Origin of the sequence: Pseudidiomarina salilacus, assembly GCF_047323925.1 — a bacterium.
Taxonomy (GTDB): Bacteria; Pseudomonadota; Gammaproteobacteria; order Enterobacterales; family Alteromonadaceae; genus Pseudidiomarina; species Pseudidiomarina salilacus.
Genome location: NZ_CP178752.1, coordinates 198,321 through 222,588, shown reverse-complemented (window position 1 = coordinate 222,588; position 24,268 = coordinate 198,321). Strand labels below are relative to the sequence as shown.

22 protein-coding genes are annotated in these 24,268 nt (G+C 48.2%); 15 read left to right on the top strand and 7 right to left on the bottom strand.

The genetic code is table 11. From position 1 onward, the window contains the following. Window positions 1–122: 122 nt before the first annotated feature. Genes ACJ8W9_RS10610 through ACJ8W9_RS10595 form a run of 4 tightly spaced genes read left to right on the top strand, consistent with a single transcriptional unit; the run spans window position 123 to window position 7,307 of the window. Entirely contained in the window at window positions 123–1,610 is a 1,488-nt protein-coding gene (locus ACJ8W9_RS10610; protein ID WP_411361041.1) for an ATP-binding protein, read from the top strand. After that, window positions 1,600–4,314, top strand: a complete 2,715-nt coding sequence (locus tag ACJ8W9_RS10605; protein WP_411361040.1) for a Z1 domain-containing protein — start codon at window positions 1,600–1,602, stop codon at window positions 4,312–4,314. The genes ACJ8W9_RS10610 and ACJ8W9_RS10605 overlap by 11 nt, the downstream gene beginning before the upstream one ends. After that, complete coding sequence (locus tag ACJ8W9_RS10600) at window positions 4,311–5,270, top strand: PD-(D/E)XK motif protein (RefSeq protein ID WP_411361039.1); 960 nt, start codon at window positions 4,311–4,313, stop codon at window positions 5,268–5,270. The genes ACJ8W9_RS10605 and ACJ8W9_RS10600 overlap by 4 nt, the downstream gene beginning before the upstream one ends. A gap of 6 nt (window positions 5,271–5,276) precedes the next feature. Next, window positions 5,277–7,307 (top strand): AIPR family protein, encoded by a 2,031-nt coding sequence (locus ACJ8W9_RS10595; RefSeq protein WP_411361038.1) that lies wholly within the window; start codon window positions 5,277–5,279, stop codon window positions 7,305–7,307. A gap of 90 nt (window positions 7,308–7,397) precedes the next feature. Here the strand turns inward: ACJ8W9_RS10595 and ppiC are convergent, their stop codons facing one another. The 3 genes from ppiC to ACJ8W9_RS10580 all read right to left on the bottom strand — a co-directional run bounded on the left by ppiC (window position 7,398) and on the right by ACJ8W9_RS10580 (window position 9,512). Next, window positions 7,398–7,676, bottom strand: coding sequence for a peptidylprolyl isomerase PpiC (gene ppiC / locus ACJ8W9_RS10590; protein ID WP_411361037.1), 279 nt, complete (start codon window positions 7,674–7,676; stop codon window positions 7,398–7,400). A gap of 80 nt (window positions 7,677–7,756) precedes the next feature. Further along, window positions 7,757–8,905 (bottom strand): HNH endonuclease, encoded by a 1,149-nt coding sequence (locus ACJ8W9_RS10585; RefSeq protein ID WP_411361036.1) that lies wholly within the window; start codon window positions 8,903–8,905, stop codon window positions 7,757–7,759. A 4-nt stretch (window positions 8,906–8,909) separates the two neighbouring features. Then, window positions 8,910–9,512 (bottom strand): class I SAM-dependent methyltransferase, encoded by a 603-nt coding sequence (locus ACJ8W9_RS10580; RefSeq protein WP_411361035.1) that lies wholly within the window; start codon window positions 9,510–9,512, stop codon window positions 8,910–8,912. Between the two features lie 98 nt (window positions 9,513–9,610). Here ACJ8W9_RS10580 and ACJ8W9_RS10575 point away from each other — a divergent pair, with 98 nt between their 5' ends. From ACJ8W9_RS10575 to ACJ8W9_RS10565, 3 genes are read left to right on the top strand one after another with little or no spacing between them, the layout of a single operon-like run. Further along, on the top strand, window positions 9,611–9,829 hold the full coding sequence (locus ACJ8W9_RS10575; RefSeq protein ID WP_411359460.1) for a DUF1653 domain-containing protein: 219 nt from the start codon (window positions 9,611–9,613) through the stop codon (window positions 9,827–9,829). A 4-nt stretch (window positions 9,830–9,833) separates the two neighbouring features. Continuing rightward, a complete protein-coding gene (locus ACJ8W9_RS10570) occupies window positions 9,834–10,274 on the top strand; it encodes a nuclear transport factor 2 family protein (protein ID WP_411361034.1) in 441 nt (146 codons plus the stop codon). 14 nt (window positions 10,275–10,288) lie between these two features. Further along, window positions 10,289–10,483: a CPXCG motif-containing cysteine-rich protein gene (locus ACJ8W9_RS10565; RefSeq protein WP_411359462.1), complete on the top strand. Its 195-nt coding sequence runs from the start codon at window positions 10,289–10,291 to the stop codon at window positions 10,481–10,483. Between the two features lie 55 nt (window positions 10,484–10,538). Here the strand turns inward: ACJ8W9_RS10565 and ACJ8W9_RS10560 are convergent, their stop codons facing one another. Further along, entirely contained in the window at window positions 10,539–10,781 is a 243-nt protein-coding gene (locus ACJ8W9_RS10560) for a helix-turn-helix domain-containing protein (RefSeq protein WP_411361033.1), read from the bottom strand. Between the two features lie 230 nt (window positions 10,782–11,011). Between ACJ8W9_RS10560 and ACJ8W9_RS10555 the strand changes: the two genes are divergently transcribed. Both ACJ8W9_RS10555 and ACJ8W9_RS10550 read left to right on the top strand, forming a co-directional pair. Beyond that, window positions 11,012–12,220, top strand: coding sequence for an ectonucleotide pyrophosphatase/phosphodiesterase (locus tag ACJ8W9_RS10555; protein ID WP_411361137.1), 1,209 nt, complete (start codon window positions 11,012–11,014; stop codon window positions 12,218–12,220). A gap of 148 nt (window positions 12,221–12,368) precedes the next feature. After that, complete coding sequence (locus ACJ8W9_RS10550) at window positions 12,369–15,311, top strand: EAL domain-containing protein (RefSeq protein ID WP_411361032.1); 2,943 nt, start codon at window positions 12,369–12,371, stop codon at window positions 15,309–15,311. Between the two features lie 122 nt (window positions 15,312–15,433). Here the strand turns inward: ACJ8W9_RS10550 and ACJ8W9_RS10545 are convergent, their stop codons facing one another. Next, on the bottom strand, window positions 15,434–18,142 hold the full coding sequence (locus ACJ8W9_RS10545) for a TonB-dependent receptor (RefSeq protein ID WP_413694488.1): 2,709 nt from the start codon (window positions 18,140–18,142) through the stop codon (window positions 15,434–15,436). Between the two features lie 226 nt (window positions 18,143–18,368). Between ACJ8W9_RS10545 and ACJ8W9_RS10540 the strand changes: the two genes are divergently transcribed. The 4 genes from ACJ8W9_RS10540 (at window position 18,369) to ACJ8W9_RS10525 (ending at window position 22,309) form a co-directional block, all read left to right on the top strand. Further along, window positions 18,369–19,667 (top strand): ParB-like protein, encoded by a 1,299-nt coding sequence (locus tag ACJ8W9_RS10540; RefSeq protein ID WP_411361030.1) that lies wholly within the window; start codon window positions 18,369–18,371, stop codon window positions 19,665–19,667. Window positions 19,668–19,809: 142 nt separating this feature from the next. Beyond that, window positions 19,810–20,541 (top strand): hypothetical protein, encoded by a 732-nt coding sequence (locus ACJ8W9_RS10535; protein WP_411361029.1) that lies wholly within the window; start codon window positions 19,810–19,812, stop codon window positions 20,539–20,541. Then, entirely contained in the window at window positions 20,526–21,575 is a 1,050-nt protein-coding gene (locus ACJ8W9_RS10530; protein WP_411361028.1) for a sensor histidine kinase, read from the top strand. The genes ACJ8W9_RS10535 and ACJ8W9_RS10530 overlap by 16 nt, the downstream gene beginning before the upstream one ends. Continuing rightward, window positions 21,572–22,309 carry a LytR/AlgR family response regulator transcription factor gene (locus ACJ8W9_RS10525; RefSeq protein ID WP_411359469.1) on the top strand — a complete coding sequence of 246 codons (738 nt, stop codon included), beginning with the start codon at window positions 21,572–21,574 and terminating at the stop codon, window positions 22,307–22,309. The genes ACJ8W9_RS10530 and ACJ8W9_RS10525 overlap by 4 nt, the downstream gene beginning before the upstream one ends. A 100-nt stretch (window positions 22,310–22,409) precedes the next feature. Here ACJ8W9_RS10525 and ACJ8W9_RS10520 read toward each other — a convergent pair whose 3' ends face one another. Next, window positions 22,410–22,697 carry a hypothetical protein gene (locus ACJ8W9_RS10520; protein ID WP_411359470.1) on the bottom strand — a complete coding sequence of 96 codons (288 nt, stop codon included), beginning with the start codon at window positions 22,695–22,697 and terminating at the stop codon, window positions 22,410–22,412. 203 nt (window positions 22,698–22,900) lie between these two features. Here ACJ8W9_RS10520 and ACJ8W9_RS10515 point away from each other — a divergent pair, with 203 nt between their 5' ends. Together ACJ8W9_RS10515 and ACJ8W9_RS10510 are read left to right on the top strand one after the other, a co-directional pair. Further along, on the top strand, window positions 22,901–23,182 hold the full coding sequence (locus ACJ8W9_RS10515; protein WP_411359471.1) for a PepSY domain-containing protein: 282 nt from the start codon (window positions 22,901–22,903) through the stop codon (window positions 23,180–23,182). Then, window positions 23,169–23,714, top strand: coding sequence for a cytochrome b/b6 domain-containing protein (locus ACJ8W9_RS10510; protein WP_411361027.1), 546 nt, complete (start codon window positions 23,169–23,171; stop codon window positions 23,712–23,714). The genes ACJ8W9_RS10515 and ACJ8W9_RS10510 overlap by 14 nt, the downstream gene beginning before the upstream one ends. 13 nt (window positions 23,715–23,727) lie before the next feature. Here ACJ8W9_RS10510 and ACJ8W9_RS10505 read toward each other — a convergent pair whose 3' ends face one another. Further along, window positions 23,728–24,267, bottom strand: a complete 540-nt coding sequence (locus ACJ8W9_RS10505; RefSeq protein ID WP_411361026.1) for a cytochrome b — start codon at window positions 24,265–24,267, stop codon at window positions 23,728–23,730. Window position 24,268: the final 1 nt, after the last annotated feature.

Genomic DNA, 24,268 nt, shown 5'->3' with positions numbered 1-24,268 from the left:
TTTGGCTACTAGCTTGTTTTTGTTTTAAAGGAGTAATAAATGTTCGTGCCATTTTTACAATCAGATTTCCCTAAAGTTTTTTGCCAAGTTGATTCTTCAATGTTAAGGCAAATTACAAACATATGAGTACTATTCCTCTGCCGCCAATGGCCGGCCCTTTTGTGCAGAGCTTAAGAAGCATTGGCTACTCCCTTGAATCTGCGGTGGCTGATGTCGTAGACAATTCTATTTCTGCAAAGGCTGAAAATATTGAAATTTTCACTGAATGGCGGGGAGGAAAGCCTGTTCTTACAATCCTTGATGATGGTATTGGTATGTCGCCTAGAGAAGTGCGATCGGCAATGACATTAGGGGCTGTCGGTCCTCAACACCTACGTGAGCCTGACGACCTTGGACGTTTTGGGATGGGGCTAAAAACAGCTTCATTTTCTCAGTGCAAGGTACTCACTCTGATCAGCCGACGTAGTGAAAATGACCCATGGTACGGATTGAAGTGGGATCTAAATCTTATTGAGCAGAAGAATGAATGGCTTGCTAGAGAGGTTAGTTCGGACGATTGTTTGAATATTATGGAAAGTGTTGGTTTTAAACCATCTCATGGCACTGCGGTGGTTTGGAGTGACTTTGACAGAGCGATCGACCCGACAGCAGCCAATGCCGAAGCCGATTATGGTCGGCGCATAGAAATATTAATAGCGCATCTGGCACTAACCTTTCATAGGTTTATTGCCGAAGATGATGTGACTCGACGAGTGAAGTTAACACTGAATAATAATGAAATTGAGGCAAAAGATCCATTTGCTACTAGGCCAGAACAAGGAAGACAGGCGTCAGTGCAACTATCCAGTGAGACAATGCAGATTGGTGGTTGTAGTGTCGGAATAAAAGCATATTTACTCCCTCATCCGTCAAGCTTTAGCCACTCCTTCGCTCGTAAGGTTTCACCTATGGGAGACCATTACGCTGGCCAAGGCGTTTATATATACCGAGCGGGAAGATTGCTCGTCAATGGCGGTTGGCAAAGGCTCGCAAAGGTCTCGGAAACAAATAAGCTAGCAAGAATTCGTGTGGACTTCTCCAACGATGCCGATTCACTCTGGAAAATCGATGTATTAAAGTCAAGAGTAGAACTTCCTTCAGCGTTAAGGGAGCAGTTACGCAGAGTCATCGGTAACTCTGTGCAGAAATCTTCACGTACTTTTACGAACCGAGCGAAAATGCCTTCTACAGACGCAGAGCCAATTTGGCAAAGAGAGTATAACCGAGAGCTTAATCGGGTTAGTTATGTTTTAAATAAGGAGCACACAGTTCTCAAGCACCTTCTATCAGAAGTGCGGAATGCATCATGGAAGTCAGCATTTCTAAAACTCGTGGAATCCACACTGCCGATAGAGCTTATTAAAAACGACATTGCAGCATCAAATATTCAGTTAACCTCTGAGCCCGAGCAGTTGAATGAAAAGTACATGGATATCATAGCGAGTCTGCTCAATGCAGGACTCGATATAGATATCATAGAACAGGGACTCTTAAGCGATAGCAACATAGGTTTACCTCCAGAACAATTAAAAAACCTGATCAAAAAAATAGGGAAAAATAATGCTGATTAAGGAAACTATTTTTGAAATGGTTGTTGGCCAGATTGAGAGAGAAGTTCATCGTCTTGAGCGCTTGCCTTCTTTAGCTTGGTTAAGGGAGAGAGTTCATGAAATTTGTTCCGGCATGCAACTCAATGAAGATGACGAAAAGACCATAATTGAAATTCTCAGGACTAAAGTTGAAGTTACAGTTGGGGAAGCCGCTGTTCTTGTGGATGATAAACCTAGGGTTAAATGGCTGACTGAGGAAAGAAGACAGAGTATCGACTGGTATTTTTGGAATAGATTTAAAAGTCATTTTCACTCCAAGGACATACCAGAAAGTGTTTTAAGGCGAACGGACACAGATACAAACCTTATATTATCTCTTCTTGGCGACCCTATGTCTCAAAATGGTTTTTCCTGCAAGGGTATGGTTATTGGTGATGTTCAGGCCGGAAAAACGAATAATTACTCAGCGTTAATCAATAAGGCAGCTGATGCGGGTTACAAACTTATAATTGTCCTGACTGGAATAATGGAGGACCTTAGACAGCAGACTCAGGAACGTCTGGACTCAGACTTTGTGGGGAGTGTCTCAATTGCCGGCCGTTCTGGCGCTGATTCTGAAACAAAAATAATAGGGGTAGGTCGAACAAACGATTCACGTTTGCCGTTCTGTCTAACTGACAGGGATAGCGATATTAAGCATAATCCACGCTACAGAATAGATACGATTAACGAACCGATCCTGGTCGTGACCAAAAAGAATAAATCACCACTTCAAAGATTATTAAACTGGCTCACTTCAGAAGTGAATGCGAAGAGTGGTGCTATGGAACAGCCTGTATTAGTCATTGATGACGAGGCTGATAATGCTTCCGTGAATACTGGAAGTGAGGACGAGGATCCAAGAACGATTAATCGGCTAATTCGTGAGATCGTATCGGCCTGTCGGCGTTCAAGCTACGTAGCTTACACCGCCACACCGTTCGCTAATATTTTTATCGATCCCGATTCAGGGGGAGACCGTGCGAATACTGATGACTTATTTCCCAAAGACTTTATTGTCTCACTAGAGCCGCCTAACAATTATTGTGGTGCAAAATTCTTCTTTAGAACCGATGATGTTTCTGATCGTGCCTGCATTCAAATTGAAGATGCTGACGAACATTTGCCAATAATTCACAGACCGGGAGTTGCCATTGAGTCAATTCCGCCCTCTCTAGAGGAGGCTATCGGGGTCTTTCTGATTACCTGTTCAATAAAAGATATTCGCCGAGGAAAGCATCTAATAAGACATAAACACGACTCTATGCTGATTAATATGTCTCGTTTAACGTCTGTCCAGTCTGATATTGCACCCCATGTAGCTCGGTGCCTTGATGAATTTTGGGGAGCTATAACAGTGTATGCGGGAATGACTGAACCTGAGAGAAGGTCTTCAGAAATGCGCCGCTTGTATGAGCTGTGGTGTAAACATTTTAAGGATACGAGTGATGAGCAATGGGAAGAAATTTGTTCTTCTTGGCAGAAGATGGAAAAGCCGACGCCTGTTACTGTGCACAGTCGCTCAGGTGAGGCTCTGGTTTATGAGGACAATGGACCTAAGAAGCAAATCGCAATTGGTGGGTTGAAGCTAAGCCGAGGTCTGACTCTTGAGGGCCTCGTTGTCAGCTATTTTTATCGACGTTCAATTATGTACGATAGCTTGATGCAGATGGGGAGGTGGTATGGTTACCGTGATGGTTACCAAGATCTTTTGAGGCTTTGGATTACATCTGAGTCAAAAGACTGGTATGCCCATATATCAGAAGCGTCTGACGATCTGAGAGAACAAGTTGCTGAAATGCAACGGCGAAACAAAACTCCTCGCGAATTTGGGTTACGGGTTAAGGCATCACCAGATGCTCTAATGGTAACTGCTGCAAACAAGATGCGAAATGCAATTTCAATAACGACCAGATTAAGGTTTGATGATCGCTTGCTTGAAACAGATTGTGTCGATTCACGACCTGAGATTATAGAAAAAAATTTGGAGGTATTTGCAGCATTTATCGCGAAAATTGAAAGTAAACGTAAACCTGTAATATCGATACCGGAGCGGCATCGGCAGCATATCCATTTTTCCAATATCGAGGCTGATCGAATCATTACTTGCTTAAAAGATCTAACTAATCATCCCAGTTGTGGCCTTTGGGCTGAAAGTGATCTGTTTTTACAATTTTTGCAACATGGAGCGGAAGAAGAGCTCGCAAATTGGGATGTTTTCGTGTTTCAGCTCAAAGGGGATAGCGCTGGAACGTGGCAGTCTAAAGATGGTGATACATACGGGAGAATGAATAGAACAATAGTGAAAAAGCGCAAAAATTCGCTTAATGATCATGAAATGAGACTCAATGCCAAGCAAACAATCTCCGATAAGGTAATTGAAGACTTGGGGCTGTCTGATCAAGATCTTGCAATTATTGAAAAGCACCATGGGCGAGTTACAAACAGAGAAGCAAGAAGGTATCGTTCTGAAAATCGTCGTAATCCTTCTTTGATTTTTCACGTGATAAAAGCTAACGACTATGCTGATAAAGAGAAGAATATACTTTGCTCTGAGACTACTGTATTGGGATGGGCTATCTCGATACCAGCCATGTACTCACCTCATCCTGATGTTCATTGGGAAGCGAATCGCGATTGGTTTGAGAGGTATGGTACGCAAATAACAGTAGAAGAAGAATTATGAACAGTATTGATACACCATGGAGCGGTATGCGCACACCTGCCTCGGGAAGGCTTTCTACTCTTCGGGTTCCAGTTGACTCTGTAAAACCATGGTATTGGATTAAGAGTGAGGGAGGCTACTACGGGGTAGCAATACAGCTTAATGCCAATGAGGGTGGAGTAGCAGTAAATATCCGAGGAACAAAAAAAATACAAATAATTAGAGTAGATGACTCAAATGAAGATCATTACTTAGGCGTTGTGATTAATTCCTCTGAGCTAGCGACCGTATTTCATCGCCTTTGTCTGGACTTAGTTCAGGCTTGTAATTATGCCGACACAACAAACCAGATTCTTGGCATACTGAAGCGCCGTGTAGCGGCTTGGCAAAGATTGTTTGAAAAAGGTGGTCAGAGACTCAGCCCAGAAAAGTGTCTGGGGTTAATAAGTGAAATGAAGTTTCTCACAGAGCATTGGATTCCTCGGCTTTCCGCTAGTGGAGTTATAGGGTGGTTCGGCCCAACTGGTGGCGCGCAGGACTTCAAAGATGTTACTAAAAATATAGCTGTTGAGATCAAGTCTCACGGTGTTCAATCAGATGTCATAAAAATTGCCTCAAAAGAACAACTGGACTATGACGGACAGCTATTTCTTGTCGCTTATCCCGGCGCTTTATCATCTGATGAAGCTGCCTTGACTCTTAATCAATATGTTGAAGAAGCAAAAGCAAAAGTTCCCCCGAATCACTATCCTTTATTTGAAGAAAGGATAATGGAGGCGGGTTATATTTATGACACTTACTATGATGAATTGCGCTTTATTTTAGGCGAACCCACTGTATACCGCGTAGGCGAGGAATTTCCAAAACTAACATCTGAGACTCTTCCGAGTGCGATTAGAAGTATTCGGTATGACCTGAGTCTATCTTCTATTGCTGAATGGAATTGTTCTATGACGGAAATAAAGAATAAAGGATAGCGTTTTATGGACGAAATACTCGACTACTACACATCTCTCATCGAGCATATTAAGGCCTCTTCAGATGTTGAGGGTAACTTAATCGAATTTGAGTTCCTGAATTACATATTGGACCTACTTTCCGATGCTGGAGAATTTGAAGATTTTACAATCATAGAAGATGGCAGAGATGGAGCCGGTCGATGGTCTATTGATGGATATTCATATGACTCAAGCAATTTTACGTTATCTCTGATTGTCACATTTCTCACATCAAACGACTTACCAGAAACGTTTACGAAAAAAGATATTGAGCCTGTTTTGAATCGTCTGGTCAGATTTTTGATGACAACATTAAAAACAAATCATCTGACCGAAGCATTTGAAGCAACTAGCAGTAGTTTTCAGGCTGCTAAGTTCATAAAAGATAGTTGGACAGAAATATCAGGGGTGAAGTTGATTCTGGTTTCTAATCGTCCAGCTTCTGAAAAAATGAGAGAGGTAAAAGTTGAAGATATTGATAGTAAAGTATGCCGTGTCAATATTTGGGACCTGAGTCGTATATATAAATTAGAATCCTCCCGCAATGAACGAGAAGAAATGCTCATCGACCTGAGAGATAATCCTCTCCCTTGTCTCGTCGCTCACAGCAACGAGGATGGTCAGTCTGTTTTAGCAGTCATCTCGGGAGATAGGCTGGTATCTCTGTATGGAGAGTGGGGAGCTAGGCTGCTGGAACAGAACGTGCGGAGCTTTCTTCAGCATCGTGGAAAAATAAATAAAGGCATCCGCGCTACAATTCTAGGGGACCCTTCCCATTTTTTTGCTTATAACAATGGCCTGACAACGACAGCTGAAGGCATCAAAATTGAGCAAACTGACAAAGGGCCAATGATCGTTGAGCTCAAAAATCTGCAGATCGTAAACGGGGGACAGACAACAGCTTCAATTTACAGCGCTTATGTAAAAGATAAGGCTGACCTATCCTCTATTTCTGTGCAGATGAAACTCACGGTGCTATCTAACGAAGCTTCCTCAGAACTTGTGCCAAAAATTTCACGATTTGCCAATTCGCAGAATAAAGTGTCTGATGCTGATCTGTTTTCGAACCACCCTTATCATGTGAGGCTCGAAGAGTTCTCACGAAGAATATGGGTGCCTGTCAGAGTTGGACAGCGTGCGCAAACACATTGGTTTTATGAACGAGCAAGAGGACAGTATCTTGATGCGCAGGCATATCTCTCACCCTCAAAGAAAAAACAGTTTCAGTTGCTTCACCCGCGTTCACAGCTCCTCACGAAAACGGATGTTGCCAAGATAATGAACTCATGGGACTGCTTGCCTCATGAAGTAAGCAAAGGTGCACAGAAAAACTTTGCAAAATTTGCTGAACAGGTAGATTTGCAGTGGGAAAAAGATAAAGACTTTTTCAACGAAGAATATTTCAGGAAGTTGGTGAATCGCGCATGGATCTTCAGAGCATTTGAAAAGGAAATTATGAAAGAGTCATGGTACTCGGGCTATAGAGCAAACATAGTAACCTATGCGATTGCCCGAATCTCTTATGAGGTCCTGAATAATAGGCTTGAATGGAACAATGATGTTTTATGGCGGACTCAGTCTCCGTCAGAGGCTCTGTTGTCACTGTTGCTCGAATTGGGACGAAAGATTAGTGCGCTCTTGTTAGCGGACGACAGGCCGGTAGGTAATCCGAGTGAATATGCTAAAAAAGCAATGTTCTGGGAGCGAGTGCAAAAATTGGCTTGCGATATATCTTCGTTAAAAAACTTATTAATAAGTGTCGATGAGGCTAAAAGGCGAGTTACCGATGCTAGAAAAGTTCAAAAAACAGATAATGGTATAGAGGCGCAGGCTAGAGTTATAAAAACTGGGAAAAATGTATGGTTAGACGTCGAGCGCTGTCTGCATGAAGATGATGCCCTAACGCCTTCTATTGTGGGGATACTCAGCGTTGCAAAGAACCCTATGAAAATACCAACTGAAAAACAGTCTGCAGTTCTTGTGAAACTGCTTGATAAATACGCGGACAGGTTGTAATCCGCCGAAACAATTAACGCAAGCGGTTCATTAATTCTATAAATAACTGCTGCTTAAAATGGGGGGGATTACAGAGAAAGTGGTCCAATTTCACCCTCGCGACAGCACCTTTATCAAGTGCCAGCCAAATTGAGTTTTCACCGGCCCATGCACCTCGAGCGTGGGCTTTCCGAAGACGACTTTATCGAAGGCTGGCACCATTTGACCGCGACGAAATTCGCCAAGGTCGCCGCCCTTTTTGCCTGACGGACAAAGTGAGTGCTTGCGCGCTAAATCACCAAATTTCTTGCCAGCGGCGAGCTGCTTTTTCAGCTCTGCGGCCTCGGATTCGGTTTTAACTAGAATGTGTAAGGCGTGGGCGCGGGCCATGGTCTACGTCTCCCAAAAGGTGGTTATGTAAGGAATAATCCTATTGCAAAAGATCGATAGCGACAAAAATACACCTCCAGCTACAAGGTAGAGTGAAATACATCGCGATGTTCGTCCATAAATTTTTGGTGTTGTTTACTCAGTTTTACTTCCATATCAGTATGAATACCGAGCTTTTTGAAGTCACCTAATTGCTCAGAAATCAAAATTCGTCCCTTGTCCGTGAACGAAATAAAGTGAAGATCAAATGCTTTATCCAAGTTGGGACTTAGCAACAGTCCATTGTAGGGGTCGAGTCGTTCACTGTTATCGCAGGTTGCCCATGGCTTAATATGAGAAGCCATTAACATGGAAATATTCCCATATCCCGTCACAGCGCACCCGTTCCACTGTTTTATCAACCGCTCTCTGAATTTTCCTTGTCCGCGACGCGCATGTATTAAGGTTGGTTTCGAGGTTTCAGGAATTGTTGGATCATTTACTATGGTGTCAATATCTGATTGAGCCGAGGCGTCAGTTAACTGATCCAAATAGGCACGATAAAGTGAAAGAGCAGAGACCACTTGGTCTTTTTTAAGGTATCCAAATGGCGCAGGCTCCTTCATTTCGGAAATAGTGGTGATCAACTTTGATATTTCAAAATAGTCCTTTATCTCAAAGATACTTGAGTTCAAAGCACCATGCGATGCAGATGTTTTAGGAAATTCGTTGCTCAGAACTTCAATGAACTGCGAAACTTGTGCTTCACCTTGTCCGATAGCCTTAGCCCAGTCTTTAAAACCTTCTTGATTAGAATCGAGATTAGCAACGAGAGCTGCTCTCAGCTGATCTGCATGTTTGGGATTCTGAATGAGATCAAACAGAGCTTGATCAAGGTAGGCAAATTCAATTGTCTCGAGAATAGACTTTTCTGAAGGTGTCTTAATTTTCCTGTATTGCTCTGCGGCATTGGGTCTAATTTGATGATGCCAAAAGTCCGACGTTCTCAAGTAGAAGAAAGGCTTAGTTGCATCGAGTTGATCTCTTTTCTTCTTGAACCGATTAAAATACCAAGCAAAGCGATCTTTGAGTCCATCATCGAAGAAAATTTGATTTTGTACAATAATACCGTCTTGAATCAAATCCATGACGGCAAAAAGTAGACTGGCTTTGTGAGGACTTTTTGAACCATGGGATTGATTAGGACGGACATCCTTAAATTGTTCGATGTATGAGTTCAAGCGATACATAAATTTAGTTCCAGTTCGTATTTGTCATCAGAACAGTCTCCCACTGAACATCAGCTCTACCAAGCGAGTCGTCGCGACGGCTGAGTATGCGAAAGCTCAACCCCTGCTGCTGCGCGTATTGCTTGAGCTCATTGGCATCAACCGGGTGCATCGTCCGCTCGTCGGGGCTGGCGCCGTGGCGTAACGAAACGACCATTTTGCCGTTCGGCTTTAGCAGCGAGCTGAGTTTGCGAAACGCGCGTTGGCGTTGGCTGGGCGCGATGTGCATCCACACTGCGCTCAGTAGAATGAGGTCGAATTTGGTGGCTTGGCGTTGTACATGGGCGAGTTCGGGCAGGCTGTCGTCAATCCAATGAATGTTCGGGCTGGTGGCGTAGCGTTGCGCTTGTTCGCGAATGCCTTGCGCGGGCTCGACGGCATACACGGTTAGGCCTTTACTGGCGAGGTAACGGGCATCGCGGCCCGAGCCGGCACCGACGTCAAGTGCAATGCCGTCGCGCGGCAACTCTTCGAGCCAGTCCTGATGCACTTGCTCAAAATCGAGGCTATCGTATTGGGTGGCTAGCTGCTCGGCGTGCTTGGTGTAATACTGAATCGTGTCGTCCATGTGCTCTTGGGTTGCGCCCGTGTCGATTGAACTGAATAGCTTGTACGAATAGGACTTACTATAATGGCTTTTTGCGCTTAATCAAAAGAAGGTATTCGATGGATTCGTTGCAGCCAGGTATTTACAAGCACTACAAAGGGCCCGAATACGAGGTGTTAGACGTGGTTAGGCACTCGGAGACCGAGGAGTTATTGGTGCTCTATCGGCCGCTATATGGCGAGCGCAAGCTATGGGTGCGACCCTATCCGATGTTTGTTGAAACGGTGCTGGTCGATGGTGTTGAGGTGCCGCGTTTTCAGTATGTGCGGGGTGGTTAGGGTGATGCGCAAGTTATTCCTGTTGTGTGTTTGTTTGGGGCTTTCTTTGTCTTGTGCGGTTGCCGCTTCTACGTCTGAGTCTGGTTCTGCCGAACGCGTTGCACATGTGGAGCGCTTCGTGGCGGCGTTTAATGCGCAGGACTCGGCGGCGATGGGCGTATTGGTGACAGACGACGTGCAGTGGCTGTCGGTGAGTGACTCGGCTGAAATTTCGGTTGAGGTGGCCGGGCGCTCAGAGCTTGTTGCCGCTATGGATGGCTATTTTGCGGCTTGTGCATCGTGCCGCAGTGAACTGCTCGACGCACAAGCTTATGGTTCGCGGGTGTCGGTGATCGAACAGGCGTCGTGGCGCGTTAATGATGAGGAGCGTTCGCAATCGAGCATCGCCGTGTATGAATTTGCCGGAGACTTGATTGCGCGCGTGTATTACTTTCCTGCAGAGTAGTCGGGGAGACCTGTATGTCGCTAACCTACGAATCAGAATTCAGTTGCCCGTATTGCATGGCACCGAACAGCATTGAAGTGGACCCGCTGTACGATATTGGCCAGCAGCAAATTGTCGATTGCCAAATCTGCTGCCAGCCGATTGAAGTGGTCATCGTTGAGCTTGCTGCCGGCGACTTCGAGGTCATCGCCCGCACTGATGACGAGTAGAGAGGGCAGCCCTCCCTCGCGGTCGGGCGCAACCGCAGGAAGGGCTGCCCTTTTTCTAGCTGTTTTGCAGGCGGGACCAGAGCTGGCTGTTGTTGCGCTGCAGCAGTACTAACTGCAATTCGAGCGCTTCGGTTATTTTCAGTAGTGTCTCGATGCGGCCGTCGCCCGAGGCTTCAAACCTAGATACTACGGCCTGTGTAGAGCCAATCTTCGCCGCTAGTTCGGTCTGCGACCAGCCCAATGCTAGCCGCGCCTTTTTGATACCTTCCCCTATTTCTTTTGCTGTTTCGAGCCGCATAATTGTTTTATACCTATTCCGATATACCGTTATGACCTCAAATATATCTTATTAGGTATATTACGCAAATTTAATTTGCCCAAACCCCGTAGAAAGGGCTGCCCACTCTGTCGCGGGAATCGCGCGGTAGGTCCTGATGTCACTACATTGTCACGGAAAAGTTCGATACTATGTTCGCAATAATTTTTGATGAGCGAGAGTAACGAATGCGGACCCTTTTTTTGGCGCTAATGTTAGTAGCGGGTGTTACAACAAGCAGCGCGCAAGAGCAGCAAGAACAACAAGCACAAACAGTGGTGATGATTTCTATCGACGGTTTTCGTCACGACTATATTGAAATGTACGATGCCAAAAACATCGCCGCGATTGCTGCGCAGGGCACGCGTGCTGAGGGCTTGATTCCGGTTTACCCGGCCAAGACCTTCCCGAATCATATTTCGATTGTGACGGGGCAGTATCCGTCGAATCATGGCATTGTTGATAATCGCTTTTTTGATACCGAGCGGCAGCAGAAATACCAAATGGGCGATGGCGTCAAAGACAGCACTTGGCTGACAACGCTGCCAATTTGGAACCTTGCCGAATTTCAGGGGGTAAAAGCGGCAACATTTTTCTGGCCTGAGTCTGAGGCGCGTATCAATGGTCGCACGCCGAGCTACTACTTCAACTACAGCAAACCTGCTCCTTACGAGCAGCGCATCGATCAAATTGTGCAGTGGCTGCAATTGCCAAAGGCGGCGCGGCCGCGTCTTGTCACCGGTTATTTCTCGCTGGTCGATACCATGGGGCACCGCTTCGGGCCTGAGTCTGAGGAAGTTAAAGAGGCAGTCAGCTATCTCGACGAGCTCATCGGTGACCTCTGGCAGCGTATACAAAATGATGTCGACGAGCCGGTCAATTTAATTCTGGTGTCCGACCACGGCATGACGCAAATTACCGCTGCTGAGATGATAGACACAGCGCAGCTACCGATTGATGAAGCCTTGTTTACCGTCGTCAATGCGCAGACGCGGTTGTTGATTTATCCAAACCAAGATACTACGGAAGCGCAGACCGAAGCGTTGCGTGAGCAACTCGCCGCCATTCAAGACAAAACGTTTACCATCGAGTCGGAGCAGCAGCTCCAAGCCTTAAACGTGAGTCCAGGCCCACGCAAACCTGCGATAATTTTGGGTGTTGATGCTCCAGCTAGTTTTGCCTCGCGCCCGAAAGAGCAATGGCGCGACGGTGGTACGCATGGCTATCACTCGCGTCGTGACATGGACGGTATTTTCATCGCTGCGGGCCCTGCTATCAAGCAACAACAGCCATTGCCGCGCTTCCAAAATATCCATATTTATCCGTTCATGGCCGAGCTGCTAAACCTTGAGCTGATGACGCCCATCGATGGCGATCTAGCCGTGTTGCACCCCCTGATCCGCGCAACAGGAAACCCATGATCTACAACGGAAAACCCTGAAAAAAGGGCAGCCCCTCCTGCGCGGGGTGCCCGACCGCAGGGAGGGCTGCCCTTTCTTCGGTATTGCGCCAAAAAGCAATCAAGCGCATGATGTATAAATGTCTAAATTATGAACAGCTAAACTAACTATGGCAGAACTGATTCATCCGAGTCACCGAAACGACCTCAAGGAGGCTACAACTAGCCTCCTGTGGGCTATTTTTCTGGTTGCGCTGGTGGTGTTGGTGAAGCAAAAAGGGTGGTTCGAAGCATCTGAACACTTTTTGTCGTTGCATAACTTCCTTGAAGTTGCGGCAATTTCGGTGGCGGTGCTTATATTTTCGGTCGGCTGGAGCACACGCCAATACGCGCAAAATGGTAATTTGCTGCTGCTTTCGTGCTTAATGCTCGCCGTTGCGCTCTTTGATTTCAGTCATGTGGTGTCCTACGCTGGCATGCCACCGTTTATCACGCCAGCGAGTCCCGAAAAAGCGATCAACTTCTGGTTGGTTGCGCGACTTTTCTCTGCACTTGCGCTTATTGCACTGGCACTCACGCCGTGGCTGCCGCTGAATCGTATAAAGGCCTATCCAACCATTGCCCTGACACTGATCATTACGGTTGCGTTGAGCTATGTCTTGATATTTTATCAGGACCAACTCCCACAAACCTTTGACCCTGCTACCGGGCTCACAAGATTTAAAATCATCAGCGAATATGTGCTCATTGCGCTGTTTTTGAGTGCTGCAGTTTTATTCGCACTGAATCTCAAACGCCCCAAAACCAATGCGAATACCAGTGCACTTATCGCTGCTTCGTTACTGATGGTGGTAAGTGAGTTCTTTTTTACGCTGTATCAAGATGTGACTGATACTTATAATTTCTTCGGTCATGTTTATAAGATCATCGCGTACGTATACCTCTATCGAGCGATTTTTATCGAGACGGTCACACGCCCCTATCTGCAACTCGCAAAAGAAGTCACAACGACCCAACAGCAGGCCGCCGAACTCGCCCATGAAGCGCGGCTCAACGAAAGTTTATTACAGCTGTCAGAACAAGCCGCAAAGCACGACAAGCGGGCACTGATCGAACATGGCGTTAAATACGCACGTATTGTGATTCCCAGTGCCTGTGCAGCCCTGTATGAAAGTGCCACAGCAGAAAGTGAGCAAGCGCAATTGATAGCTGCCGATGGTGGTCCGCAAGCACTGCTCAATCCGATGGAATGGCAGCAGCTCGACGTCCAGTACAATTTCATCAAAAACGACGGCGACCTGCACGTGCTTGCCGTCAAAATTAAGCCGCGTAATGGCAACACCACTTATCTGATGTTGAGCGATCATGACCGTAGTTACTCAGCGCGCGATCTGCAGGCGCTCACGCTATGGTTAGAGTCGTTGTTGTCTTGGTGCACGCGGATTGAGCAAGAAGAGCAGGTAACGATGCTGAGTCTTGCTGTGGAACAAAATCCGAATCCCATTTTTATTACCGACACCGATGCGCGTATTGAATATGTGAATAAGGCTTATGTCGATAGCAGTGGTTATGAACGTGACGAACTTATGGGTCAAGACCCCAAAATATCAGGCTCAGGACGCACGCCTAAAGAAGTTTTCGCAGACATGTGGCGACACCTACTTAACGGCGATTCCTGGTCCGGAGAGTTGATTAATCGCAACAAAGCAGGCGATGAGTTTGTAGAGCTGACGACTATATTCCCTATCAAAGATGCGCAAGGTCGTACGGTCAAGTACATCTCGTTCAAAAACGATGTTACCAAAGCCATCGAAAACGAAGAGAAAATTCATCAGCTCTCGTATTTTGACCAACTTACTGGCTTGCCCAATCGTGTGGCTTACCAAACTGACTTTAAGAAAATGGCGGCGTCATCCGAACGGAAAAGTGCTGCACTGCTTTACATCAACCTCGATAATTTTAAGCTAATAAACGATGCGGTGGGGTTGGAGGCTGGCAACAAGGTGTTGAGTACTGTGAGCCATCGCTTGCAGGGCTTAGCGAATGCACAAAGAATCGTATATCGCCTGTCCGGCGATGTGTTTGCGATGTTGCTTACGACTAGTGAACTCAATGCTGCAGCTGAAACTGCACTGCGGGTACTCAATACAGTGCGTGCGCCAATGCGCATCAACGGGCAAATGTCGGTGGTGACGGCGTCTATTGGTGTGACGACTTTTATGACCCACGAAACGTGTGCTGACGAGGTGCTTCAGCACGCCGAAGTGGCCATGTACGAAGCCAAGAAAAAGGGTCGCAATACTTTCCAAATCTACAGCGACAACATGCATGCCGATGCTGCCGAGCAATTGCAGCTGCTCAATGCCTTGAACTTCGCTCTGGAACGAAACGAGTTTTCCTTGGTTTATCAGCCCCAAGTCAACATGCGCACGCGCGAAGTGATTGGTGCTGAGGCCTTGCTGAGATGGCGTTCAGCAGAACTGGGAGAGATCCCGCCAGGACGTTTTATTCCGCTAGCTGAACGCAGTGGTTTAATCGCTAGTATTGATCGTTGGGTGTTCCGCCAAGTGGCGAAGCAAATAAAGCAATGGCAACAAAACGGTTGCCCTGATCTTGTCGTAGCGGTGAATGTGTCAGCCAGTCGTTTCGAAGACCCCGATCTGGTGCGAAGTCTCAAGCGCATCGTCGAGGAGGAACAGGTCGCGCCGGAATTATTCGAACTCGAGCTCACCGAAGTGGTGGCGCTGCAGAATCCCGAGCAAGCCCTTACGACTATCGCAGCATTAAGAGCCGAGGGTTTCCACGTATCGTTGGACGATTTCGGTACCGGTTATTCATCGATAAGCTACTTGAAGCGTTTTGGCCTCGATAAGCTCAAAATCGATAAGTCGTTTATTGACGATCTTAGCTCTGCTAGTCAAATCGATATCGCTATTGTGCGTGGGATTATCGCCTTAGCGAAGAGTCTCAACATGATTGCACTGGCCGAAGGTGTCGAAACCGAAGAGCAATGGCAATTGCTGCTCGAACTTGGTTGTGACGAAGCCCAAGGTTACCTCTACAGCCGCCCTCTCGACGCCCAGCGCTTCTGCGATTTCACCCACCAGCACTAAGCAGAAAGGGCAGCCCTCCCTGCGGTCGGCTACGACCGCGAGGGAGGGCTGCCCTTTTTAGTAGTGAAACGCCCAGCTGGTAAGGGCTGGGCGTTGTGAGAAAAGGACTTTGCAGCGGTGGCTTAGAAACTACCGCGCAGACCTAGTGAGAAGGTCGGTCCATAGAGTTCATGCTGCAACGTGAAGTTTTCTGAACCTTGATACAACTCTAACGGCTCATCGTTCAAGTTAGCGCCTTCGAATACCAGCTCCATGCCTTTTGAGAAGCGATAAGATGCGGTCAAATCGACCTGGGTGTGCGCTGCTGTGTAGATGTCGTAGCGCGTGTCATCGCCGACTTCGTTCAACGAACTATCACGATAAGTGACGCTTAAACGCGTACTGAATGCGCCTTTCTCGTAACCGACAAACACGTTCCCGGTGGTATCAGCCGACTCCGGAATCGAGAAGTCTTCGCCTTGACGCTCGAGCAATTCTAATTCGGTATCCAGCAAGGTCAAGTTGGCACCAATCAGCAAGCCTTCCAACTCACTCGCCGCAAAGCTATGCAACCAGTTTGCTTCAAAGCCAAGTACCGAAGCACCGATGGCGTTGGTCGGACGTTCCACTTCAAAGCCCGGGAATTCCGCATCATTGTTGGTCACAACGTCAACAATGTAGTTGTCGATATCTTTATAGAAAACGCCAGCTGAGAACACGCTGCCATCAGCGTAGAACCAGTCGTACATTAGGTCCCAGTTCATCGCTTCATAAGGGTCAAGTGCTGGGTTGCCCAGTTCGACTTCACCATCTTCTAAGTTGATTTCCGCACGTGGTGAAATATCACCAAAACTCGGACGCGCAATGGTGTTGGTCCAAGCGGCGCGTAAGCGCATGTCGTCAGCCAAATCGTGAATCACATGTAAGCTCGGTAACACATTGGTGTAGTCACTAGAAGCTGAGCGCGTACCCACACTCAAGTCACCGTTCTCATCAAAAGTGAGTTCGGTACCGGTGGCACTGAAGTCCGTTTGCTCAACGCGTACCCCAGCAATGATACGTGTGCGCTCAAGATCCACAGTTGCCATCAAGTAACCAGCGTACACATCTTCGTCGGCTTGATAGTCTTCGGCTTCACGCAACGCGGTATTTTCAGCCACATCTTTTGGACGTTCGCGGAAGTCCGCAGCGTTACGCGCATAGTAATCCAAGTATTCAGAAGCGCTGATGCCGTCGCCCAAGTTACCAAGAGAGTAGCTTGGCGAGCCAATGGTGAACTGGCTCAACATCAAGTCAGGTACGTCGCGCAATTCCACTTCGGTAACGTCGGCATCTTTCTCTTTTTGACGCATGTCGAAACCAGTTTTTAGCGTCAATTCAGTCATGCCGAATGCATACGGAAATTCTGCATCGAATCCGGCACTGAACTCGTTGTCATCAACAAGGATGGGTTCAAGAATCGTGCGATCAAGGAAGAAGTTGGCATTGTCCAAGTGGCGACTTGTAGGTTGCGCACCTTCGAATAGCTCAAACGACGGTAAACCATTTCCGAACGCAAATTCCGCGCTCAAGTCGTCCGCGTTGTATTCAAAACGTCCTTCATTTTCATCCAAAACACGTTCACGAGTTTTCGAATATCCCGCACGATAGTTCAAGGTCCAATCGTCAAAACGCTGTTCGCCGCCAGCATCAATTGCCAGAGTGTCTTGGTTTTTGGTGCGATAGCGGATGCGGCGTTTGATGCTGTCTGCTGGCAAATCGGCGCGCGCCGAGGTGCCGTTGAAGGCAGTTAAGTCGCCATCTTCAAAGCTGAAAATGCTGCGTTGGCGTTTTTCGCCGTCAGTGAATTCGCTGTAAATGGTGTTTAAATACAAACGACTCTCGTCTGATGGGCGGAACTCCAAGTTCAAATTGGCGCCCAAACGTTCACGTTGCACCCAATATTTCCGCTGCTGCAGCTCGATCATTGAGAACACTTCTTCGCTGCCAAAATCGACTTCGTCGTACTCTGCTTCAACGTTATCTGATTCGAGTTCGCGATCTTGGTAGTTGATACCGAAGGCATAACCGAATTGGTCATTCACCACATCGCTCATGTTAAAGACGAATTTTGGCGAGGTCGTGCCGCTCAGCTCGTTGTACGATCCTTCGGCGCGATAGCGAATGCTGCGGCCTTGGCGATCAAATGGTGACGGCGACTTGATATCAATTGAGCCACCAAGCGCATCGCCCGGCATGTCTGCGGTAGGCGCTTTGACCAAAGAAATGCTTTCAACCGAACCGGTCGGGATAACGTCAAGGGTGACCGCGCGTGAGCTATCTTCTGGGGTACCGATGCGCACACCATTCAAGGTCACGGTGTTCAAGCCAGGTGAGATACCACGAACGCTCACGAAGCGGCCTTCACCTTGGTCACGAGCAATAGTGGTGCCGGGCAAGCGTTGCAGCGATTCAGCAACGTTTTGGTCGACAAACTGACCCATATCGTCGGCGGCGATGAAGTTAGCGACCGCGTCTGAAGCGCGATATTCGTTTAATGCCCGGTTGCTTGCATCGCGTTGGCTGGTAATTTGGATTCGCTCAATCGCATCGTCGCTACCTAAGCGCACGTTCAACTGTGTAGTATCACTGTTCGCTGAAACTTGTTGCTCTTTGGCTGGCATACCAATGTATTCGAAAACTAGAGTTTGTGAGCCATCGGCAACTTGGCGTAGGGTATAGCGGCCGGTGCTGTCGGTGAAGACGGTTTGGTTGGTGCCTTGTACACTCACGCGCACACCTTCAAGTGGTGAACCGTTGGCATCGGTGACGACCCCTTGTACGCTGGTGGCAGCGTACACAATCGTACTCATAGGAGCAGCAAGTGCCGCGAGAATGCTAGCAGTTAGCAAGGAGCGGCGTTTAGTTGTCGAAAAGCGCATAGTTACAGCCTTTGTTGAAAAATGTGCGACAACCTTAAGGCATTTTTATGACGCTCAAGTGACACCAAGATGTCCCTTTGGTGAAGCTGGTGTGACGCTGACATCTATTTGTCACTTTGCCGCGTTAGTGTGGGGGTATTCGGTGAAGGAGGATTACATGCGACGTTTGCTTCATGTTTTGAGTTGGGTATTGGTGAGTTGGACTTTGTTGGTGAGTGTTGCCAGCGCTGCCATCACCAAAGAAATTCAATTGACCATTAGTGATTTACATCCGACGCAAGCGGTCATTTCACACGAGCAAGTCGCCTATAAAATCGCAAAGTATCAACGTGATCCGTCGGCTTTTGTCGACGATCTGAACGAATTGCCGCGCAAAACAGTCGTCCTCGGACCACAACAACAGTATTTCTTAACCGATGGCCATCATACGTTTAGTGCCATGCTCGAATACAGCCCAGCTGGCGCTGAGCAACCCATCACTGTTGAGCTTACCGACGACCTTTCGCACCTCGACACCGCCGCCTTCTGGGACCACCTTATCGCCCACGACATGGCCTGGCTCTCCGATGAGAAAGGGCAGCCCTTATTTGTGGCTGATCTCCCGTCGGGCGTGGGCCGCGCTTTGTTGAGAGATGACCCTCTGCGCGGCGCAATGTACTGGTTACGCAAGCGTGTTCTTGAGAAGCCTGAACCCGCCATCCCATTCCTTGAGTTCCACTGGGCGCAGTACCTACGTGAACATACAGACCTTGCGCAGCCGCCGCTGGAGCGCTCGCCAGTCAATGACTTACGCTGGATCAGTGCACTCGGAGAGTTCATTGCTGCTTTGCCAGCGTCGACACCGGTCGGCCCCAATGGCGAAACAGCCGCCGCCATGGGCCAGCTAAAACCGCAAAGAGGGCAGCCCTCTTTAGTGTCAGATCCGAGCCAAAGAGGGCTGCCCTTTTTAGCTCCGATCTGGCGAACAAGTGCTTATATTTACGACGGAAAACTTGTTCGAGCCGTTGTGGAAATTCCGGCTGGGACAACGCAAAAATGGCAGCTCACCAAGGATGGCAAACAATTGGAATGGGAGCTCGAAGAGGGGCAACCTCGGGTGGTGCAGTACTTGCCCTATCCGGTGAATTACGGTGCGCTACCGGATACCTTGTCCGATCGTGCGACGGGTGGCGATGGCGATCCTTATGATGTATTGATACTCGGCGATGCGCTACCGCGCGGCAGCCAACTGGATGTGCGTGTGATTGCGCGCATGAAGATGCGCGATAATGGTGAAATCGACGACAAGCTTATCGCGGTCGTTCCTGAAGATCCGATCTTTGGCAAACTGCAATCGCTTGCCGATCTTGAGCAACAATTCCCCGGCACAAAATCGATTCTGCGCAATTGGTTCAGTAACTACAAAGGCAGCAACGGCAGCATCTCCGGCATCGAATTCACCCCCGAAACACAGTAAAAAGGGCTGCCCTCCCTAGGGCTTTTCCTGCGTTCATCCAAACTATTCCTTAGCTCGTCACTTAAGCGTGGCGGGCGGCCCGCAGCCTGCGCAATACTGGCTCCAGTGCAAAACAACAACACAAAACTATTGGAGCAAAAACATGAACGCATTCGAAAAAAACGTCCTTCGTTTAGGTGTGGTGGCAAGCTTAGCAATGGCAGGTACCGCGCTCTACAACACTACCGCAGAGCAACCGAATCACTTCGAAACTTTGAGTGTTGAGCGCTTAAACATTGTTGAAGCCGACGGCACAGTTAAACTGCTGATCACCAACACCGAACGTTTTCCGACCACCGAAGAAGTCAACGGTCGCGTGCTGAACGAAACCCGTAAAAAGCGCTCGGGCATGTTGTTCTTTAACGAAGAAGGTATGGAAGCGGGCGGCTTGATTTTTGACGGCAGTAAAAATGAGCAAGGTCATAGTTCTGGTTTGTCGCTCACCTTTGACCAATACAATGGCGACCAAGTCATGCAGCTGTTGACGACCGATCAGCAACGCGGTGACCAGCGCCGGGTGAGCTCGGCATTGGTCTTTAATGACCGTCCGGAGCACGAAACCCAAGATAAAGTACGCGAGGTGATGCGCGAGATTGAGCAAATAGAGGATCCCGCAGTGCGGCGCGCGAAAATTCAAGAGTATCAAGAGCAAGGGATTATCGGTGGTTCAACGCGCTTACTGCTCGGTAAAACCGGCTCACAAAATAACGGCTTGTTTTTGTTCGCGAAAGACGGTTCACCACGGGCAATGTTTTATGTCGACGCCAATGACCAAGTTCAGTTACAGTTTATGAATGACAAAGGTGAAGTGACCCACTCATGGCCAGAACAGTAATGCTGCAACGTTTTATGCAGTTCCTTCACATCGACCGCGCCTTTTTAGGTGCGGTCTTTGTGTTTGCCTATATTTTTGTGATCAGCGTGCGACTGACGTCTGGCCAGTGGTCTTGGTATGTCTTCACGCCTGAAGGGCCGCTCGCGCAATTTATCCAGGCACTGCTGATTTTCACTTTACTGCGCCTATTACTCAATCGGTTCGCCATCAGCGCGCGTAAAAGCTATGTCAAAGCCGGCGTCGCAGCGTTCCTCGTCTATCTTGCAGTCGCCAACGCTCTAAGTCTGCTCATCGCGCTGAGCTTCGATACCATCGAACGCAATTTCAACAGCTATACGCTGCTGCTCAACAACGTCAATCTGGTCGTGCAATTCGTGCTGTTTGGTGGACTTTATTTGGCGTACAGCTACGCGCAGGACCTCAATCATGAGCGCACCCAGTTGGCCAACTATCGCCAACAAGTGGCTGAATTACAGTTACAGCAACTTAAACAGCAGTTGAATCCACACTTTGTTTTCAACGCCTTAAACGTGCTCGACGAGTTGATTTACGCCGACGCACAGAGGGCGAGTGACTATTTGAATGAATTTGCGGAGCTTTATCGCGCGGTTTTAGAAGCCAGCGGCGAACGCCTCGTCAGCCTTGTGCACGAACTCAATTTCGCCCGCAATTACTTCAAGCTTATGCAGGTACGCTACGGCGAAGGCTATACGCTGCAATTACATGGTGAGCCGTCGGCACAGTTCTATCTACCGCCGTACAGCCTGCAAGTACTGATTGAAAACGCCTTGCAGCACAACCAAGCAAGTGCCGCTCAACCGATCGTCATTACGATCACCATCTCGGACACTAACGTTACCGTGCATAACAACCGTCACCCTCGGCAACACGCGAAACCGTCACACCAAGTCGGCTTAACAAGTCTTACCAAGCAATTTGCGGTGCTGACGCAACAGCCGCTCGAAATTACGTCAACAGCAACGGAATTTAGCGTGCGCATTCCGTTACTCACAACACAGGTCACGCAGCCATGACGAACGTCGTGATCATTGAAGACGAGCCTTTGGCGCGCGACAAATTACGTCGCATGCTACAAAACCTTGGCGAGCCCATCGAAGTTGTCGCCGAACTCGGTAGTGTTGCAGAGGTGAAACACTGGCTCGCAACTAACTCCCAAGCTGTTGATGTGATTTTCTCTGATATCGAGCTCAGCGACGGTAATGTTTTTGCGGCGTATGAACACGACATGCCGCCGGCACCGTTGATTTTCGTCACCGCTTACGACGCTTTTATGCTCGAGGCGTTCGAATCACAGGGCATCGCCTATTTACTGAAACCTTATAGCGGCGCAAAGCTGGCGCAGGCATGGCAAAAATTTAAGCAATTGACGCAAAAAGCCGTCGCACCGAGCGCGCCCACGCAATCCGCAAACGAGCCCCTGCAGCGCATCGCCATTAGAACTGCGCAACAAGTGTACTTTATGCGTACCGGTGAATTCGCTTACATCAAAGCCGATGGCAATCTCATCATGGGCTTTGACCAGCAAAACCGTCGTCACTATTTGCCATTCCCATCGCTACAAGCGTTGGAGAAGCACCTCGATTCACGCCAATTTTTTCGCATCAATCGCAGTGAAATTGTTAATGTCGACGCTATCGACAAACTCGAGCGCTACTGCAAAAACTCGTACTTGGTGTTACTCAAAAATGGCGCACAACTCAAAACTAGTCAAAGCCGCACCAGCACGTTTAACCAATGGTTAAGCTAAACCCCAGCGGCGCAATGATTCTCCTGCTGTTGAACCAGCAGTAATTGGTGCTAAATCTAAAACCGAAAGAGGGACCACAACAACTCCTCAACTTAAATGCTTAGTCTTTGAATTCGGTCGAACTTGCCCGTGCCTGACCATCGGCCGAGCGAGTGAACCGCTTATCGGTGCGTTCGGTGTAATCCATCAGCAGTATCGTAAGGTAAATTTTGGTAGGAAGCGACAGCACGATACCGATTGCACTCATCGCTGCACCCAATATAAAGCCGCGATGGCCAATGGTATCGCTGGCGAAGGTCACCGCTAGCACGATGTGTCCACAGATCAGCAAGGTGACGCCAAGAATCATGGCAATTTTGAGCAAGCGAACTTGTGTGGCTTCTGTCATCAGTGCTACCTCTGCTACATAATTTAGCGATGCCTTAACTATAAACCTATGTGCTGCAAGTGAACAATTCTGCTGCGCACCAAGCCCAACAAATTGATCCACATCAAGCTTTTCGGCAACAAAGCGAAAGTTCAGCTAACCTTAAGGAAACTGTAAGAAAACTCGTCTACTCTTAACCTACAAAACAGACCAAGGAGTCTATTATGCATTTACGTAAAATCGCATTCGTTGTCGCCGCAGCAGCTACACTCGCAGCTTGCAGTGGCGCCAAAGAAGTCACCCAATGTACAGCAGCGCCTATGAGCGAATGGCAGGACCAAGCGCAATTCCAATTGGAATTGGTGAATCAAGGCTACGATATCAACGAATTTAAAGTCACCGAAGGTAACTGTTACGAAATTTACGGTACCGATGCTGATGGCAAGAAAGTTGAAATCTACTTTAACCCTGTGAACGGTGAAATCATAAAACGTGAAGAGCACTAAGCAGCGCACTGCCCTGATGGTGAGGATCTGGCATCCGCTGATCCGCATCATTCATTGGAGTTTAGTGGCGATTTTTATCGCCAACTATTTTGTTTTAGAAGCTGGCAGCGACTGGCATCAATGGCTGGGCTACGCTGCCGTAACCCTTATCGCGGTACGCATTGTTTGGGGCTTTATCGACCCAGGTTTCGGCAATTTCAAAACGCTACATCTCAGTCCAGCAGCAGTCAAAACCCATTTCGCGCACCTCAAGCAGCGTCACATGCCGATCAAGTCGGGACACAATCCACTTGGTTGGCTCATGGTTTTTGCGGTTATTGCTTTGTTCACAGGGCTGGGTGTGACCGGCTTTATGATGGAAGAAATCGACGCACTGTTTGGCAATTCAACGCTTGAAGAAGTTCACATGTGGCTGGCAGATATTCTTTATGCTGCGGCGATTGTCCATGTAGTGGCTATCGTCATTACCGGTTGGCGCGGCCGCATCGAGCTTATACGACCGATGATCACCGGTAAACGACGGGTGCGCTAAACAGCGCAACCCGTTACGGGCGACGGCGCCCCGTCATCGTCTGCAACACGCCATCGCGGCGAATTAGAGCATGCTGTAATGCAGCACCCAAGTGCACTAGAATTAGCAAAATAAAGGCCAATGCCACCCAGCCATGCACCTCTCGCAATATCCCGTACAGTGCTAAATCCACCTCGAGCAACGCCGGCAGCGTAAACCAGCCAAACACCTCAAGCGGGCGACCGGCTGCGTTTTGCATCAGGTAGCCGCTTACTGGCATGGCAAGCATACAGGCGTAGAGGCCGATGTGGCTCAACCGTGCACTTACGCGTTGCCATGCAGCCAGGTCTGCAGGCAACGCGGGCGCCTGGGTGCGCATGCGTACCCAAAGCCGAATCAGCACCAGCACCAAGGCGACCAAACCAAATGACTTGTGCAACTGCAATAAGGTTAACTGCCACGGCTCTAGCGCGCGCACCATGGTCAGTCCCGCAAACAACAATGACAGCAGAAGCAAGGCCATCGACCAGTGTAACCACCGCGCAGCGCGGCTAAATTGCTGTACCTTACTCATG